This is a genomic window from Brachyspira pilosicoli, from assembly GCF_036997485.1.
In the GTDB taxonomy this organism is placed as follows: Bacteria; Spirochaetota; Brachyspiria; order Brachyspirales; family Brachyspiraceae; genus Brachyspira; species Brachyspira pilosicoli_C.
The window spans coordinates 1-17,033 of the sequence record NZ_JAWLPU010000006.1; the positions used below are offsets into that span (position 1 = coordinate 1).

Annotated in this window: 13 protein-coding genes and 1 riboswitch; of the genes, 5 read left to right on the forward strand and 8 right to left on the reverse strand. The window is 29.0% G+C overall.

The window, feature by feature from the left end; translation table 11 throughout:
• Positions 1–390: 390 nt before the first annotated feature.
• Positions 391–1,512: an IMP dehydrogenase gene (gene guaB / locus R4I97_RS11700; RefSeq protein WP_335785216.1), complete on the forward strand. Its 1,122-nt coding sequence runs from the start codon at positions 391–393 to the stop codon at positions 1,510–1,512.
• A gap of 126 nt (positions 1,513–1,638) precedes the next feature.
• Here the strand turns inward: guaB and tsf are convergent, their stop codons facing one another.
• Both tsf and rpsB read right to left on the reverse strand, forming a co-directional pair.
• Positions 1,639–2,493 (reverse strand): translation elongation factor Ts, encoded by an 855-nt coding sequence (gene tsf / locus R4I97_RS11705; protein ID WP_013243206.1) that lies wholly within the window; start codon positions 2,491–2,493, stop codon positions 1,639–1,641.
• Positions 2,494–2,524: 31 nt separating this feature from the next.
• The gene (gene rpsB, locus R4I97_RS11710; protein ID WP_014936132.1) at positions 2,525–3,340 is read right to left on the reverse strand and encodes a 30S ribosomal protein S2; all 816 of its coding nucleotides are present in this window, start codon (positions 3,338–3,340) and stop codon (positions 2,525–2,527) included.
• A 436-nt stretch (positions 3,341–3,776) separates the two neighbouring features.
• On the opposite strand from rpsB, the gene R4I97_RS11715 reads away from it, so the two are divergent.
• Positions 3,777–4,862 (forward strand): cell surface protein, encoded by a 1,086-nt coding sequence (locus R4I97_RS11715; protein WP_335785217.1) that lies wholly within the window; start codon positions 3,777–3,779, stop codon positions 4,860–4,862.
• A gap of 75 nt (positions 4,863–4,937) precedes the next feature.
• Positions 4,938–6,290, forward strand: a complete 1,353-nt coding sequence (locus R4I97_RS11720) for an NAD(P)H-dependent oxidoreductase (RefSeq protein ID WP_335785218.1) — start codon at positions 4,938–4,940, stop codon at positions 6,288–6,290.
• A gap of 228 nt (positions 6,291–6,518) precedes the next feature.
• Here R4I97_RS11720 and phoU read toward each other — a convergent pair whose 3' ends face one another.
• From phoU to R4I97_RS11750, 6 genes are all read right to left on the reverse strand, one after another.
• Positions 6,519–7,163 (reverse strand): phosphate signaling complex protein PhoU, encoded by a 645-nt coding sequence (gene phoU, locus R4I97_RS11725; RefSeq protein ID WP_219708348.1) that lies wholly within the window; start codon positions 7,161–7,163, stop codon positions 6,519–6,521.
• Positions 7,164–7,206: 43 nt separating this feature from the next.
• Complete coding sequence (gene pstB, locus R4I97_RS11730; protein ID WP_335785219.1) at positions 7,207–8,004, reverse strand: phosphate ABC transporter ATP-binding protein PstB; 798 nt, start codon at positions 8,002–8,004, stop codon at positions 7,207–7,209.
• Between the two features lie 23 nt (positions 8,005–8,027).
• Positions 8,028–9,818 carry a phosphate ABC transporter permease subunit PstC gene (gene pstC, locus R4I97_RS11735; RefSeq protein ID WP_335785220.1) on the reverse strand — a complete coding sequence of 597 codons (1,791 nt, stop codon included), beginning with the start codon at positions 9,816–9,818 and terminating at the stop codon, positions 8,028–8,030.
• Between the two features lie 81 nt (positions 9,819–9,899).
• Entirely contained in the window at positions 9,900–10,706 is an 807-nt protein-coding gene (locus tag R4I97_RS11740) for a substrate-binding domain-containing protein (protein WP_335785221.1), read from the reverse strand.
• A gap of 414 nt (positions 10,707–11,120) precedes the next feature.
• Positions 11,121–13,313, reverse strand: coding sequence for an alpha-galactosidase (locus R4I97_RS11745; RefSeq protein ID WP_335785222.1), 2,193 nt, complete (start codon positions 13,311–13,313; stop codon positions 11,121–11,123).
• A gap of 287 nt (positions 13,314–13,600) precedes the next feature.
• The gene (locus tag R4I97_RS11750; protein ID WP_335785223.1) at positions 13,601–15,052 is read right to left on the reverse strand and encodes a catalase; all 1,452 of its coding nucleotides are present in this window, start codon (positions 15,050–15,052) and stop codon (positions 13,601–13,603) included.
• Positions 15,053–15,511: 459 nt separating this feature from the next.
• Here R4I97_RS11750 and R4I97_RS11755 point away from each other — a divergent pair, with 459 nt between their 5' ends.
• Together R4I97_RS11755 and R4I97_RS11760 are read left to right on the forward strand one after the other, a co-directional pair.
• Positions 15,512–16,051 carry a hypothetical protein gene (locus R4I97_RS11755; protein ID WP_335785224.1) on the forward strand — a complete coding sequence of 180 codons (540 nt, stop codon included), beginning with the start codon at positions 15,512–15,514 and terminating at the stop codon, positions 16,049–16,051.
• A 23-nt stretch (positions 16,052–16,074) separates the two neighbouring features.
• Complete coding sequence (locus R4I97_RS11760) at positions 16,075–16,617, forward strand: hypothetical protein (RefSeq protein WP_335785225.1); 543 nt, start codon at positions 16,075–16,077, stop codon at positions 16,615–16,617.
• Between the two features lie 243 nt (positions 16,618–16,860).
• A riboswitch (cobalamin riboswitch) is annotated at positions 16,861–16,996 on the forward strand.
• Positions 16,997–17,033: the final 37 nt, after the last annotated feature.

Below are 17,033 nucleotides of genomic sequence, written 5' to 3' on the forward strand. Positions count from 1 at the left end.
CGATGATTACACCAGAGATCAGCATGCATTTATGCATTTTGATTTAAGCAAACTTCATATATTTGATAAAAATACTGAAAAAAATATTTTAGTAGAACAATAATTAATAAAAATAAGACTGGAATAATTAATATTCTAGTCTTATTTTTTATCTAATTTCATATTCATTATTTTAATTATTTCTAAAAAGATGTAAAATAGTTCTGTAACTAAATTTTTTATAAAAATAAATTATAATGCCATTATTTATTTTATAATACATTTGATTTCTTTTCAATTTCAGTTTATATCAATACATATTTTCTAACAAAATATACTTAAAAAACAATTGCAATAAAAATATTTTTATTATATAATTATTTATTGATTTTTTATTTAAGGATTTCTATTATGCCAGCTAACTTAAAAGAAGCTCTAACCTTTGATGATGTATTATTAATACCGCAAGAATCTGATATACTTCCAAAAGATGTGTCTTTAGAGAGAAAATTAACCAAAAAAATTACACTAAAAACTCCATTAATAAGCTCCCCTATGGATACTGTAACAGAATCTCAAATGGCAATAGCAATGGCTTTATGCGGAGGTTTGGGTGTTATACATAAAAACATGCCTTTAGAACAGCAGGCTAAAGAAGTAGAAATTGTAAAAAGTTTTAATAATATACAAGACAAACAAAAAGCAAGCATCAATGAAAAAGGTTCTTTAATTGCTGCTGCTGCCATAGGAATATCAGAAGATAGATATGAAAGAACAGAAAAGTTGATAGAAGCCGGCGTAGACATAATAGTAATAGATACAGCACATGGACATTCAAAAAATGTATTAAATGCCATAGCAGATATTAAAAAGAAATATTCTCAAGTGGAGGTTATAGCTGGAAATATTGCCACAAAAGAAGGGGCTAAAGCTTTAATTGATGCGGGAGTTGATGCTATAAAGATTGGTATTGGTGCTGGTTCTATATGTACTACAAGAATTATTGCAGGTGTTGGAGTGCCGCAGCTTACCGCTATAGAAGATGCTTCCGAGGTAGCTAAACAAAACAATGTTGGAGCTATTGCTGATGGAGGTATAAAATATTCTGGAGATATAGTAAAAGCTTTTGCTATAGGAGCTGACGCTGTTATGGCAGGGGGGCTTTTCTCTTCTACTTATGAGGCTCCAGGTGATGTTATTATAATAGACGGCAAAAAATATAAACCTTATAGGGGAATGGGTTCTGTGGGAGCTATGCTTCACGGAAGTAAAGACAGATATTTTCAAAGCGAGGTTGTAAATAAATCTAAGTTTGTGCCTGAAGGCATAGAGGGTGTTACCGAATATAAGGGACATGTTGCTGATGTTGTTTATCAGATTACTGGCGGTATACGTGCTGGTATGGGCTATATTGGTGCTAAAACTATAGAAGAATTACAGAAAAAAGCAATATTTCTTAAAATTACAAATCAAGGGCTTGCTGAAAGCCATGTACATGATGTAAAAATTACTTCTAAAGCTCCTAATTATTAAAAGTTTATAAATTTACTTTATATTATACTAAAATTTCTACATAGAAAAGAAGCTATTTAATTTATATTATAGACATAAAAAAGAGGCTTATATAAAAGCCTCTTTTATTATTTGTTTTAATTAAAATCAAACACCAAGTGAAATTATAGCAAAATTTTTGATAGAAGCAGCAGCACCAGCCTCTTTAGATATTTCATCTATTAAACTTTTGATAGATATTTTATTGTCTGTAAATAATTTTTGGTCTATAAGAACACTTTCAGAATACCAAGAGTTCATTTTACCTTCAACTATTTTTGCTACCATATTTTCTGGTTTGCCGGCATCTCTTACCTGTTTTTCAAATATTTCTTTTTGCTCATTAACAGCATTAGGGTCAATTCCTTCTCTGTTTAAAGCTAAAGGTTTTTCACTAGCAACATGCATAGCTATTTGATTTGCTATCTCTAAACATTTTCCTTTAGGCTTAACATCAAACTCAACGATAGTAACAAGTTTATTATTGAAATGGACATAGCTTCCAAAGAAACCATCTGTCTTCATAACTTTTACTTCTGCAAGTACTGTTTTCTCTCCCCATTTTTGCATACCTTCGTTTATCATAGCTTGAATAGTTTCGCCATTCTCACCTTTAGTATTTAGAAGAGTATCAACAGTAGCATTATCAACTGTCATAGCAGTTTTAGCAATGCTTTTAGCTAAATTAACAAACAATTCATTTTTAGCAACGAAGTCAGTTTCGCATTGAAGCTCTATACAAGCAATTTGAGTTTTATCATCATTAACACAAAAACCTATAGAACCTTCTTTAACTGTACGTTCGCTTTTTTTAGCAGCAACAGCTGTACCTTTTTCTTTTAATAGGCGAATAGCCTTATCCATATCACCATCAGCTTCTTGAAGAGCTTTTTTACATTCCATAATACCTATACCAGTACGCTCTCTAAGCTCTTTAATAGTATCCATACTAATATTTGCCATTTTTTTATCCTTTATTTAATTTTTTTATTTTTTAGTCTTGGTCGTCTTGGTCAGAAACACCATACTGTTCAGCGATAGCTTCAGCAGCTTCAGTAGCACTATTATCATAAACCTCTTCAGCAATCTCGCCAGTAGATTCATGTTTAGCTAAAGTTTCTTTTCCAGCTTCATTTTGTCCGTCTATAATAGCAGAAGATATAACACCTGCAAATAAACTTATAGCTCTAATAGCATCATCGTTTCCAGGTATAGGATAATCTATAAGTTCTGGGTTACAGTTAGTATCTACTACAGCAACTACAGGTATTCCTAATTTTCTTGCTTCACTTACAGCAATATGTTCTTGCATAGGGTCTATTACAAATATCATATCTGGTAAGTTTTCCATATCTTTAATGCCTGCAAAGTTCTTTTCTAATTTATCTTTTTCTTTAAGAAGGAGTATTACTTCTTTTTTAGGCAATTTATCAAAAGTACCATCAACCTCTTCTTTTTCTATTCTTTTAAGTCTAGCAATACTTTTTTTGATAGTAGCGAAGTTAGTAAGCATACCGCCCAACCAACGATTATTAACATAATACATATCGCATTTTTCAGCAGCTTCTTTTATACTTTGTGAAGCTTGTTTTTTAGTACCTACAAAAAGTATATTTCCGCCGTTTCTTGACATTTCTTTAACAGCATCATAAGCTTTTTTTACATAAGTTAAAGTTTTCATTAGGTCAATGATGTGTATATCATTTCTCTCCTGAAAAATAAAAGGTTTCATTTTAGGGTTCCATTTTCTAGTTTGATGTCCGAAATGAACTCCTGCCTCTAAGAGGTCTTTCATAGCTGGTAATGACATAAGCATATCCTTTAAAATAAAATAGAGTACCGATTAAGGCACCCTATATCCATAAATTTCTAAACTATTACTATATTAAAAAAATCATAATGCTTTGATTACTAATATTTAAGTAACAATGTCTTTTTATTTAAGATAATTTATAAAAAAATATCTTTAAAGAACATTTTGCTATTATGGAAAAGTTTACCAATTAAATCGGCTTTTCAATATCATAACATTATTACACAAAAAAGTCAATTATCAAAAAATATTTATTTATAACAATGAATATGTTTAATACTATTGTAATTTTATTAAGATATCAAAACGTTAAAATTATAAGCAGTTTTAATAATTCTGACAAAACACAAAATAAAATTGTCATAGGCTTGAAAAAAAAAATCTTATATTATAAACTACTATATAATTTAAAATGAGAGAGCGGATATAAAATATGAAAAAAATTATTACAGCACTACTATTTATTTTAAGTATTAATGCATTTGCAATTGATGATATGTTAGATAAAGATAATATGCACAACCTTATAGATGGGGTAAACTCTACAAGAGCAGGTAGTGATAGAGTAAGCACAATTTATAATTTTTCACCGCTTATGAATCATAATACGCCTTTTAAACTTGGTGTTTCTATATTAGATTTAAGATATATGTTTGACAACACAATCACAAACTCTCAAGGAGAGCAAAACTTTGCAATAGCTCCTAAAGGTTTTATTGGTTTAAGTTATGGTATATTCGGTATAGGATATCAATTTAATTTATACAATAATTTAAATGAAAAAAATGCCCCTATAATATCCACCCACTCAGCATCTTTTGGCTTAGCAACGGATAAATACAGATTATCACTCCCTGTATCTTTTGGTGTTGCTGATGGAAGCCGTTACGGCGCCAAATTAGCCATAAGCACAACTCCTAAATTCACATTTCTTTTTAGAGGCGGATTATTAGATGAGTTTACTATATCATTACATTATGGAATACAATTATCTTCAATTACAAATAATATAACAGATACCTCAGTTGCTCCTATGGTGATAGGAGGAAGTTTATACGGTACTGTCATGCTTTCAAGATTTGACAGTGCTCCTGTACAGATAAGTTTGCCTATAAAACTTGCTTTCTATTATGGTATAAAGAGCAGATGGGCTACTATTGATGCTGCTTATGCTGAAGATATGTTATTCAATTATTTATACAATGAAGACGGAGAGCGTGCTACAGACAGTATGCGTTTTTATGTAATGCTTCCTGCTAAATTTGAATCTAAACTCGGAGCTTTATATTATTATATTATGCCAAGACTTATGTTTGAAGGAAATATTTATAAAACTACTGGTTTATATAAACTTTATTATGGTATAGAGGGAGAATTGCAAGTTACATTAATAGAGAACCTTACATTCGGTCTTACTGCTTATGCTGATGGTCAGGGTTTAATGCGTAAAGACAAAGATTTTGAAATTAATAATGCCTTTGGTGCTGGAATAGATATTTGGGGTATATGGAGATACTAATATTGTAATTTTCATTTAATAAAATATAATACTCTCTAATATAAGAATAAAAAGAAAAAATAGGGAGTATTATAAGTGAATATTTTAGTTATAAATGGAAGCCCCAAAGGAAACGGCAGCATTACTTTACAAACATTGCTTTTTTTAGAGAAAGCTTTTACAAATCATAATTTCTCTTTTTTAAATGCCGCTCAAAAAATAAGATACTACGAAAAAAACTTTGATGAAGTAGAAAAAGAAATAAATAAAGCAGATATAATAATATTTGCCTACCCTGTTTATACTTTTTTAGTGCCATATCAACTGCATAGATTTATAGAATTATTAAAAGAAAAGAATATTGACTTATCTCAAAAATATGCCACACAAGTATCAACATCAAAACACTTTTATGATACAACAGCTCATAAGTTTGTAGAAGAAAATTGTTTAGATTTGAATCTTAAATACCTCAAAGGGTTTTCTGCTGATATGGACGACTTGCTTACAAAGAAAGGTCAGAAAGAAGCTATAGAGTTTTTTAATTATTTAATATTTTCTGCCAAAAACAATATATACATAAACTCTAATAATAATAAAGAAAAAAATAATATTAATATTTATAAAAAACAAGTTGAAACTACATCTATTAAAGATGAGAATAAAGATGTTGTTATAGTTACAAACTGTGCTAAAGATGACACTAATTTAAGAAATATGATAGAAGATTTTAAGGCTATGTTTAATTACAACACAAGAGAGATAAACATTAGAGAGTATAAATTTCATGGCGGATGTATGGGTTGTTTCGGATGTGCTATTACGGGTAAATGTGTTTATAAAGATGGATTTGATGAGTTTCTAAGAAGAGAGATACAAAAGGCTAATGCTATTATTTATGCTTTTACTATAGAAAATCATTATACGCATTCAAGTTTTAAGATTTATGAAGATAGACAATTTTGCAATGGTCATAGAATGGTTACAGAGGGTATGCCTGTTGGTTACATTGTAGCGGGTGATTATGAAAAAGAATATAATTTACAAACGCTCATTGAAGCTCGATGTGAAGTTGGAGGGAATTTTTTAACTTATGTTGCAAACGATAATAAAAACAACACTTTAGAAGAATTAAAAAAACTCTCTCACACTATGAATTATGCTATAATAAACAAATGCTCACGTCCAAAAAATTTTTACGGCATAGGCGGAATGAAAATATTTAGAGATTTAATATATATTATGCAAGGAATAATGAAAGCTGATCATAAATATTATAAAAAACATAATATATATGATTTTCCTCAAAAACAAAGAGGAAGAATGCTTCAGATGAAATTAGCAGGATATTTAATGTCTATTCCAAGCGTACAAAAGAAGATGAGAGGCAAAATGAATCAATATATATTAATGCCGTATAAAAAAGTAATAGACAAAACTTACAAATAATGAGTAATATACAGAGTTATTTTAAAATCTTATATTTTAGATATTTTTGGTGTACTTACCCCACCGCTGTGAATATTTCATCAAAAAATAAAATTATTTTCTAAAGCATCTCATTAAGAGTAAAAAACTTTTCACGGTGGGTGAAATTTTAATATATATATTAAAAAAACAAAAAGGTATATCTAGCATATACCTTTTTTCTCAACTATCACTTAAAATATAATTATATTACTTAACTCTGTCTCCTGTGCTGTAATAATAAACCCACTTAGCTATATTTTCAGCGTGGTCTCCCATCTTCTCAAAATACTTAGCTATCATCATCAAATATATAGCCTGATCTGCATTCTCAGTGCCGCTCTTTATTAAATTAACCATAGCATCACGCATCTTGTAGAATAATTTATCCACATAATCATCTCTCTCTATAACACTCTTAGATAATTCTCCATTTTTCTCTTTAAATGCCTTAAGACAATTATTAATCATCTCATCAATAATATTAGACATCTCTATTATAGTTTCAATATTATTTTTATATACATTTCCTTCTAATAAAAATCTAAGTAAATCGCATATATCTTTAGCCTGGTCCCCTATTCTCTCTAAATCCGTAGCTATTTTTAATGCTGATGAAACTATTCTTAAATCTGTTGCCACTGGGTGCTCTAATAATAGCATTTTTAATGATGAGCTTTCTATTCTGTAAGATATTCTATTTATATTTCTGTCATTTTCTATAACTTGATTTGCTAATTCAATATCACCATTTGTTAAAGCTTTTGTAGAGTTTCTTAAAGCCTCTATTATCATATCTCCTGCTTCAACAACATATTCTGTTAATTTATTTAATTCTTCTTCAAATTTTTTCATTTTTTTAACTCCGTTTTTTATTAAAAATAATAAACAATAAAAATCAACCAAATCTTCCAGTGATGTATCTCTCTGTTCTTTGGTCTTGTGGTTTAGAAAATATATCTTCAGTATCTCTATATTCTATAATCTCACCAAACAAAAAGAAAGCCGTTTTATCAGAAACCCTCATAGCCTGCTGCATATTATGAGTAACTATTACTATAGTGTATTCATTTTTAAGCTCATCAACAAGGTCTTCAATTTTACCAGTGCTTATTGGGTCTAATGCACTTGTAGGCTCGTCCATGAGAAGTATTTTAGGATTAACCGATAAAGCCCTCGCAATGCATAATCTCTGCTGCTGACCTCCAGAAAGCCCTAAAGCATTTTTATTAAGTCTGTCTTTTATGTCGTCCCAAACAGCTGCCTTTGTTAAACTATATTCAACTATCTCATCTAACTCAGATTTCTTTTTTATTCCAAAAGTCCTTGGTCCATAAGCAATATTGTCATAAACACTCATAGCAAAAAGATTAGATTTCTGAAAAACCATTCCTACATTTTTTCTCAAATATGATACATTAACATTTTTATTATATATATTAACTCCAGCTATTTCTATATCCCCTTCTATTTTGCAGTTTGGAATTAAATCATTCATTCTATTAAATGTTTTTAAAAGAGTAGATTTTCCGCAGCCAGAAGGACCTATAAAAGCTGTTACGCTGTTTTTGTTTATATCAATATTTATCTTTTTTAAAGCCTGAAAAGATTCATAATATAAATCTAAATCTCTAACTTTAATAGCTATATCAGTATCAAAATTGAAGGTTAGTGTATTATTTAATTCATTAGCCATATATATTTAATCCTCTTAGAAATTTAATAATCTTTTTTTAATTTTGTATTCACTAAAAATAATGAAGCATTAAGAAGTATAACCATTATAAGCAAAATGCTTGCGGTAGCGAACGTTTGATTAATGTAAAGCCCCTCGCTTGAAAACATCCACATCATAACAGAAAAAGAACTTCCCGCACTAAAATAACCCTTAGGCATATACCTAACCGCACCTGCAGTATATATTAAAGCAGCACTCTCTCCAACTATCCTACCAATACTTAAAATAACAGAAGTCATTATTCCAGAGAAACCGCAAGGCAAAACTATCTTAAATATTGTTCTCACCTTTGAAGCCCCTAATGCTAAACTACCCTCTCTTAAACTTGGTGGAATTGATAGCAATGTTTCTTCTGTTTGTCTTATTATAGAAGGAAGTATTATTAACACTAATGTGAGAGAACCCGCTAATATGCTTCTTCCCATGCCAAACAAATTAGCAAATACCAACATACCAAAAAGCCCAAACACTATTGAAGGTATTCCTGATAAACTGTCTGTAAATATTCTTATTATAGATATTAACTGACTCTTTGCTTTTGAATATTCTGTTAAATAAATAGCAGCAAATACTCCTAATGGAATAGCTATTATTAAAGACATAAAAAGCATCATAGAAGTAGAAACTATTGCAGGCAAAAGCGTCATTTGTGAATTGTTGCTTTCTCCAAAAAGTAAATTTAATGTTATATGAGGAAGTCCTCTAATAAGTATAAATAATACTATAAAAACTAAAAGCAGTGTAGATACAATAGAAGCAAACACAGAAATATATTCTAAAATATTAGCTTTTATAGTACTCATTTTCATGTCAAACTTCTTAAAAGAAAAATCATTTATATTTGTTTTAAGCTCTTTATTTTTTCTAAAAAGATTAGAAAAAGAAAATGAAAAATACAAATTATTTCTTTTTAGAATAGAAAGCACTATATTGATTATAAGTATAAATATTAGCAGCACAAAAGCAGTTGCAATTAATGCTGACCTGTGATTGCCTGTTGCATATCCCATCTCTAATGCTATATTAATAGTCATAGTTCTAAAATATGAGAATAAATCTTTAGGTATAAAAGGAGCATTACCTGCCACCATCATAACAGCCATAGTTTCCCCAATAGCCCTACCCATACCAAGTACTATAGCAGAAAATATACCCGACTTTGCAGCCTTTACTATAACACCAAAAATAGCTTGTGAATGAGTATTTCCCAAAGCCCTTGCACCATCATAATAATACTTATAAACAGCCTCTAAATTGTATCTTGTAATTGATGTTATAGTAGGAAGTATCATTATAGCAAGTATTATAGAACTCGCTAACACTCCATCACCTACATTGTTTGGAGAGAAGTTTTTTAAGAAAGGCACTAATACCACCATTCCAAAAAATCCGTAAACAATAGATGGAATACCAGCAAGCAAATCTATTACCTGAGATAATATTGTTCTTATATTCTTTGGAGCAAACATTGATATATAAACTGCTGTAAAAAAACCAAATCCTCCTCCAAGAAATACAGAAAGAATTGTGATATATAAAGAGCCTACAATCATAGGCAATATTCCAAAATCCTTTGTTGAAGGCGACCAATTCATTCCAAAAACAAATTTAAAAAATCCAACCTCTTTAAATATTGGCACACTATAGATAAATATAAAAATACATATTGAAAATACAACTATAACTGAAAATATAGAACATATAAAAAATATATATCTCATTATATTATCTATTATTTCATTAAACTTATATTTATTAATATTCTTACTCAAAATAAATGTCCTTAAAAATTACTTAGAAATAAAAAAAGCCGATATACAAAAAATATTGTACATCGACTTATTCATTTCAAATTAGTTAGCTACATAGCCATTTTCATTTATGACCGCTTTCCCTGCTTCACTATTAATGAAGTCTAAGAACGCCTTAGTTCCTTCATCAAGTTCTACACCCTTTTTAGTGAATATATAGAAAGGACGGTATAGCTTGTAAGCATCACTTTTAATATTTTCTACTGATGCTTGAACGTATTCATTTTGTCCTTTTGCTTTATATGCTAAAGGCTTTATTGTATCATCAATAGAACCCAAAGAAATATATCCAATCTTTGAAGCATCACTCATTACTGATGTCTTTACCTTTCCTGTTCCATCTAATATTTCAACAGTTGCAGGTAATGGATTTTCTTTGCCGATAGAAGTTAAGTCTGTAAAAGCACTTCTTGTACCAGAACCGTCTTCTCTTGAAATAGATTTAGTTACACTTCCTATAGCAGTATTGTTCATGTAAAGGTTGTATAATTCTTCTTCGCTTATCTGAGCAATGTCAGCATCTTTATTAGCGATGATTACTATACCATCTTGACACAATAAATAAGCATCTAAACTTGGTAACTCATCTTCTTTCAAATTTCTTGAAGCCATACCTATATTGTTGTTGCCGTTTATAGTGTCCTGAACTCCAATAGTTGAATCTGATGTTTCTACTGTTACAGTATAGTTAGAATTAACTTCTTCAAATTTTTCAGCTAATTTGAACATTAGAGGGGAAACTGAAGAAGAACCTGTTATAACGATATCAGTAGAACTAGAGGCGCCGCCGCCGCAAGAAGTAAGCATGATCATGCTCACGAGACTTAAGAAAATCAAAATCTTTTTCATAATATTGATTTACTCCTAAATAGTTTTAATTGCCAAATTCAAAAAGAACAGCTCTTGAATTGACACAAGTCTTATATAGTAAAATAACAATTATGTCAATACAAAAAAATAAATTTATTATTATTTTTCAAATTTTATTTTTTAAAATTTTTAATAATATAAATGAAGAGTTTCATTAATTATGAGGTTTTATTTTACAATAATAGCTTTTTTATAAAAAATTTTTATTGATAATTTTATTCACGAATTTTTAAAAAATATTGAAATATAATTTTTTATCAAACAGTATTTGTTAAAAAAATTTTTTATCTTGCAATAAATCAAAAAAATATAAACAAAAAAAATAGTATCAAGCATTATTATGTTAATTATATTATGTTAATTGCTTGATACTATTATTTTTGTCAATAAAAATTAATCAATCTTTTTTATTATCCATTGAATAGCTATAGCATCTTCCACTATCTCTCCAAGCACAAGACCAATATTCATTAACTCTTCTCCAGTGTATATTTTATCAGAGTCATTTACTTTATATTTAGCTTTAGAGTCTAATGCCTGTAAACGCAAACGCTTTGTTAATAAATTAGGAATTACATTTATTTGAACATAATTTACAACTATAGTTTTTTCATCAATGCTCTTATGAAGCCAAGCATATTCATTTCCAGCATCTAAACCTTTTAATCTGTAAAGACTTCCAAACTGAACAGTGCTTCTTATGCTTTTATAAACTTCTAATTTTTCTGATATAATTTTTCTGTCTTCTTCACTTATTTTATTTAAGTTTAATTCTAATCCCAAATTACCCCACATAGCAACATTTGCTCTTGTTTCTATTCTTTCTTTTCTATGTGTTTGATGATTAGGTATATCAGAAATATGACAAGCTAAAGATATTGAAGGATAAATTAAAGAAGCTCCATATTGTATAGCAAGTCTTTCTATAGCATCAGTATCATCACTTGTCCAAACCTGAGGCATATAATAAAGCATACCCGCATCGCATCTTCCGCCGCCGCCTGCACAACTTTCAAATAATACATTAGGAAATGCATTGACTACTTTTTCTAATACACCATAAAGACCTAACATATATCTATGAGCCTGTTCTTTTTGTTTTTCAGGTTTTAGATAAGATGAACCTAAATTTGTAATATTTCTATTCATATCCCATTTAACATAAGAAATATTATTTTTAGATAAAATGTCAGTCATAAAGTTTATTATATAATCGCATACTTCAGGATTGCTTAAATCTAATACATACTGATATCTTGAAGTCTCTATTTTTCTGCCTTTAACTTGAATAGCCCACTCTGGGTGTTTTCTAAATAAATCACTATCAGGAGATATCATTTCAGGTTCAAACCATAATCCAAAACTTAATCCGCTTTTGTTTATGTCATCTATCAAAGAAGATAAACTTCCACCAAGTTTTTTTTCATTAGGTATCCAATCGCCCAAAGAACTTTTATCATCATCTCTTTTTCCAAACCAACCATCATCTAATACAAATAATTCAGCTCCTATATTTTTAGCCTCTTTAGCCAATTTTAAAAGACTCTCTTTATTAAAATCAAAATAGTTAGATTCCCAACTGTTTATCAAAATAGGACGCTCTTTATAAGCATATTTTTTTGACATTAAACAATCCTGATAAAGTTTGTGGAAAGTTCTTGACATATCTCCTAAACCTTTGTTTGTATACACAAGCACAGCTTCAGGAGTTTGGAACTCTTCATTAGGCATTAATGTCCAGCCGAAATCAAAATCATTTATACCTATTTGAAATCTGGTATTTAAATGCATATCTACTTCAGCACTTGCTTTGAAATTTCCGCTGTATACGAAATTCATAGCATATACTTCTCCATTATTTTCATCAGTATTAGGAGATATTAAAGCAGCAAACGGATTTTGACCATGTCCTGATGCCCCTCTCGCACTTCCTATAGACTGCATTCCCTGCTCTAATCTTCTTCTTTTAATATGGCATTCTCTTCCCCAAGAACCAGCTAAATGAAGCAATTCAAAATTTGATTCCTGAAGGTCTATATTTGCTGACATTATTTTTTCTATGTATAAAGAATCTGTTTCATTTTTATTTATTACTTTTACTGATTTTGTTATAGCGTTATATTTTTCAAATACAGCTAAAGTAATTATTACTTCAATTTTTTTTAATTCATCAAATAAAACTAATTCTAATACTTCACTATGCTCATCTGATAATACTGTTGGAAGTCCTTCTAATTTCTTTTTAGTTTTATATATGTTATGTGATTTATAACGCAAGTCTGTTATTCTTGAACCATCTTTATGCACAAAATGGAATGCTGGTTCTTTTAAATCTGTATAGCCGTAAGAAGGATATATTTGAGGTATTACTTCAAGTTGGAATTTTTTTCTGTTGTCAGTATCTGCCATATAATTAGCTTCAGTTATTCCATCAATAATATAATCTATGCTGCTTGCCTCTATTTTTGCTCCCCAATATGGCATAAATACATAATTATCCTCATGCACCATTAATACCAAAGATGACGAGATGGTGTTTAAAAAGAATAATTTTCTTTTCTTATCATTTTCAATAATGCTAATCATTTTACATAACTCCTAAAATAAATTTATATAAATAAAATCATAATATTTGTTAATATAATTATATAAATATATAAAACTGCTTTCATTCTGTCAACTTATTATTGTTGTTTTTATACAAAAAAAACTTATAAAACTTAAATAAAATACTTGGTAAATATTAAAAAAAATAATCGAAACACAAAATCTATCTTTAATAGGAATATTAATCATATTATAAAAAATAATAGCCAACCGAAAAAATCGATTGACTATTATCGTATTATTTATGGAGATTGTTATTTAGTTGTTTATTTTATATCATTCTCATTAAAACCTAATGCTTTAGCAACTCCAAGTCCATAAGCTTTATCAACATTCATACAGTTTTTAATATGCCTTAATTGTACTTCTTTAGTAACACCATTCATATCTCTTGCTGTATTTTCAAACAACACTTGTTTTTGTGCATCTGTCATAAGATTAAATAAAGCTCTTGCATCAGTGTAATAATCATCATCATCTTCTCTATGGTCATATCTATAAGCATCGCCGTAAATCTTCAAAGGCGGTTCAGCATATTCTCTTTGCTCTTTCCATTCGCCTTGTGAGTTTGGCTCATATTCAACTTTAGAACCATTAGACTCTACTCTCATATATCCATCTCTGTGATAAGTGTTAGGTTTAAACTTAGGAGCATTTACTGGTATGCTTGCATAATTAACACCTAATCTATATCTTTGAGTGTCAGTGTATGAGAATAATCTTCCTTGAAGCATTCTGTCTGGTGAGAATCCAATGCCCGGAACTATTGTAGAAGGACTAAATGCTGATTGCTCTACTTCTGCAAAATAGTTTTCAGGGTTTCTATTTAATTCTAAAACACCAACATCAATTAAAGGATATTCTTTTTGTGACCAAGTTTTTGTTAAGTCAAACGGGTTTCTTTTGCTTGCATTTGCTTGTTCTTCAGTCATTATTTGAATTTTCATGTTCCATTTAGGGAAGTCGCCTCTCTCTATAGCTTCAAACAAATCTTTTTGAGAGCTTTCTCTGTCTTTTGCTATTATTGCTGCAGCTTCTTCATCTGTAAGGTTTTTAATTCCTTGCTGAGTTTTAAAATGGAATTTTACCCAATATCTTTTACCTTCTTTGTTTATAAAGCTATAAGCATGACTGCTAAATCCATGCATATGCCTATAACTATAAGGTATACCTCTATCGCTCATATCTATAGTTATTTGGTGAATAGCTTCAGGAAGTGAAGTTAAAAAATCCCATTTATTTTGAGCACTTCTCATATTAGTTTTTGGATCTCTTTTTACAGCATGGTTCAAGTCTGGGAATTTCAAAGGGTCTCTAAAATAAAATACAGGAGTATTGTTTCCTACCAAGTCCCAGTTTCCTTCTTCAGTGTAGAACTTAATAGCAAATCCTCTTATATCTCTCTCAGCATCAGCAGCCCCTCTCTCTCCAGCAACAGTAGAAAATCTTACAAATAAATCTGTTTTCTTTCCAACTTCAGAGAATATTTTTGCTTTAGTATATTTTGTTATATCATGAGTAACCGTAAATGTACCATAAGCCCCAGAACCTTTAGCGTGCATTCTTCTTTCTGGTATAACTTCTCTATCAAAATGTGCCATCTTTTCCATAAACCATACATCTTGAAGCAGCATAGGTCCTCTTGCACCTGCTGTCATAGAATGTTGATTGTTTTCTACTGGGGCACCGAATTCTGTTGTTAATTTTTTATCTGACATCTTAATTACTCCTTATTAGTATTAATTATTAATAAATATAATATACTACATAAATATAGTTATTGCAAGACTAAAACCACATATTTTTCATGAAAAATGCAATATTTTTTATTTTTTTTATAAACAAAAGATAAATACACAATAAGATTATGATAATTAATAAAAATATTTATTAAAAATGCATAGTAATTTTAAAAAATTTATTTTTTAATTTCATTTATAAAATTACTTGATATAAAAACATAATAATTTATAATATTTTTATAAAAATATATTTTTAATGAATAAATGAATGAGGATAAAAAAACTCTTTCGTTATAAAACAATATTAAAGGTTAATTCATATAAAAAATTAACGCAATCAGATAGTATTTCATACAGATGAGTGCACTATCTAAAAATTGCACTCTTTTATTAAACAGCTTTTAAAAATTAAAATAAACAAAAGGAGCATTATTTATGCAAAAAAGAATTAAAATTTTATTAACGTTATTACTAATGATATTAACCTTAGCAATATCATGTTCAAGCCCTAATGACCCAACAGAAAATCCAAATATCCCACCAGATAACGAATGGGTAAATAATCCTAATTTTACTACATTAAAACAAAAGTGGCAAGATAATGACACAAGTTTTGGAATTACTCAATATATTATTACAGATAATAAATTTGATAATTTATATGATAATACAGTAAGCTATTCTTTTGATATAAAATATATTTCTTGGGTTAGTGAAACTGCGGGTATAATATATGGACAATACACAGTTAATGATGATAATTCAGTAATTGGAAAATGGTATGCTGTTTCATTTAAAGATTTAACTGCAACAACTATAAAAATTTGCGGAGCAAGTAAGCAAATAGGAACTGACCCTAATACGGAGTGGGGAATTTATGATTTTTCTGCTGAAAATTTAAAAGAAGCTATTTCAAAATTCACTGAAGCAAATGGTTATTTTAGTTATTACTCTGATTGTACTTCTGTAAAATAAATTAGACTTTTTAGAGGTTTATTATGACAGTAAAAAAATCATATTTATTAATTATAATATTTTTATTAATAATATCATGTTCTAATCCTTCTACAAATCCTGATAATAATAATACATCATCAATAAAAGCTATAACTTCAGGAGTACATACTATACAATATGGCAGTAAAACTTCTGAAATTGATGTAACTGATAAGGCTAAACTAAAAAATTTATGGATTGGTTTAGCGGGGGGACAAACTGTTTATAAAGCAAATAATTATAATGTTATAACAGGGAAGTTTGACAATAATGCTAATTACTATGACAGCACTGACGAAGTAAATATCAGAACTAAATTTATAGAATGTGCAGTATATGAGTATAATAATAAAAAATATCTTGCGGCAATATATTGGGATAATAAAAATCCTGGTATGCCTAGTTCATTCCGTCTAATAATCTTTGATGATAAAGGCACTGAAGATGGGTGGTATGGCGGCGGAAACGATGAAGCTGTTATACCAAATGAAAATACTCAATGGATTAAATATAGTTTTGCTTTAGGATATATACAAAACTATTAAAATACATAAAAGGGCGGTTAAGAACCGTCCTTTTTTATAGGCAACAATATTATTAAACACAAAAAACTGCAATTTTTATCTACAAATAAAAATATTATTTATAAAAGCACCTACAGTAGTTTTTATATTATTTTTAATTTATATATATAAACAACTATTATGTTACCATTTTTTATGCAAAAATAATAATTTTTTTAAATTATGTAATATTTTTTTATTTTATTTATAAAATTTAATTGATATAAAAAATATATTATATATAATTATCACATGTAAAAATGGGAATGAAGGTGAGATTCCTTCGCTGGCACGCAACCGTAAAGTTTAATTTTTATAAAATTAACGAAGTCGGATACCATTCAAACAGGCGAGTGCACTATCAACCATGCACTCCTTTATTAAATTGCTATTAATTT

Coding starts and splice junctions, on each gene's coding strand:
- guaB (WP_335785216.1), top strand. CDS start 391: ATGCCAGCTAACTTAAAAGAAGCTCTAACCTTTGATGATGTATTATTA.
- tsf (WP_013243206.1), bottom strand. CDS start 2,493: ATGGCAAATATTAGTATGGATACTATTAAAGAGCTTAGAGAGCGTACT.
- rpsB (WP_014936132.1), bottom strand. CDS start 3,340: ATGTCATTACCAGCTATGAAAGACCTCTTAGAGGCAGGAGTTCATTTC.
- R4I97_RS11715 (WP_335785217.1), top strand. CDS start 3,777: ATGAAAAAAATTATTACAGCACTACTATTTATTTTAAGTATTAATGCA.
- phoU (WP_219708348.1), bottom strand. CDS start 7,163: ATGAAAAAATTTGAAGAAGAATTAAATAAATTAACAGAATATGTTGTT.
- pstB (WP_335785219.1), bottom strand. CDS start 8,004: ATGGCTAATGAATTAAATAATACACTAACCTTCAATTTTGATACTGAT.
- R4I97_RS11740 (WP_335785221.1), bottom strand. CDS start 10,706: ATGAAAAAGATTTTGATTTTCTTAAGTCTCGTGAGCATGATCATGCTT.
- R4I97_RS11745 (WP_335785222.1), bottom strand. CDS start 13,313: ATGATTAGCATTATTGAAAATGATAAGAAAAGAAAATTATTCTTTTTA.
- R4I97_RS11750 (WP_335785223.1), bottom strand. CDS start 15,052: ATGTCAGATAAAAAATTAACAACAGAATTCGGTGCCCCAGTAGAAAAC.
- R4I97_RS11755 (WP_335785224.1), top strand. CDS start 15,512: ATGCAAAAAAGAATTAAAATTTTATTAACGTTATTACTAATGATATTA.
- R4I97_RS11760 (WP_335785225.1), top strand. CDS start 16,075: ATGACAGTAAAAAAATCATATTTATTAATTATAATATTTTTATTAATA.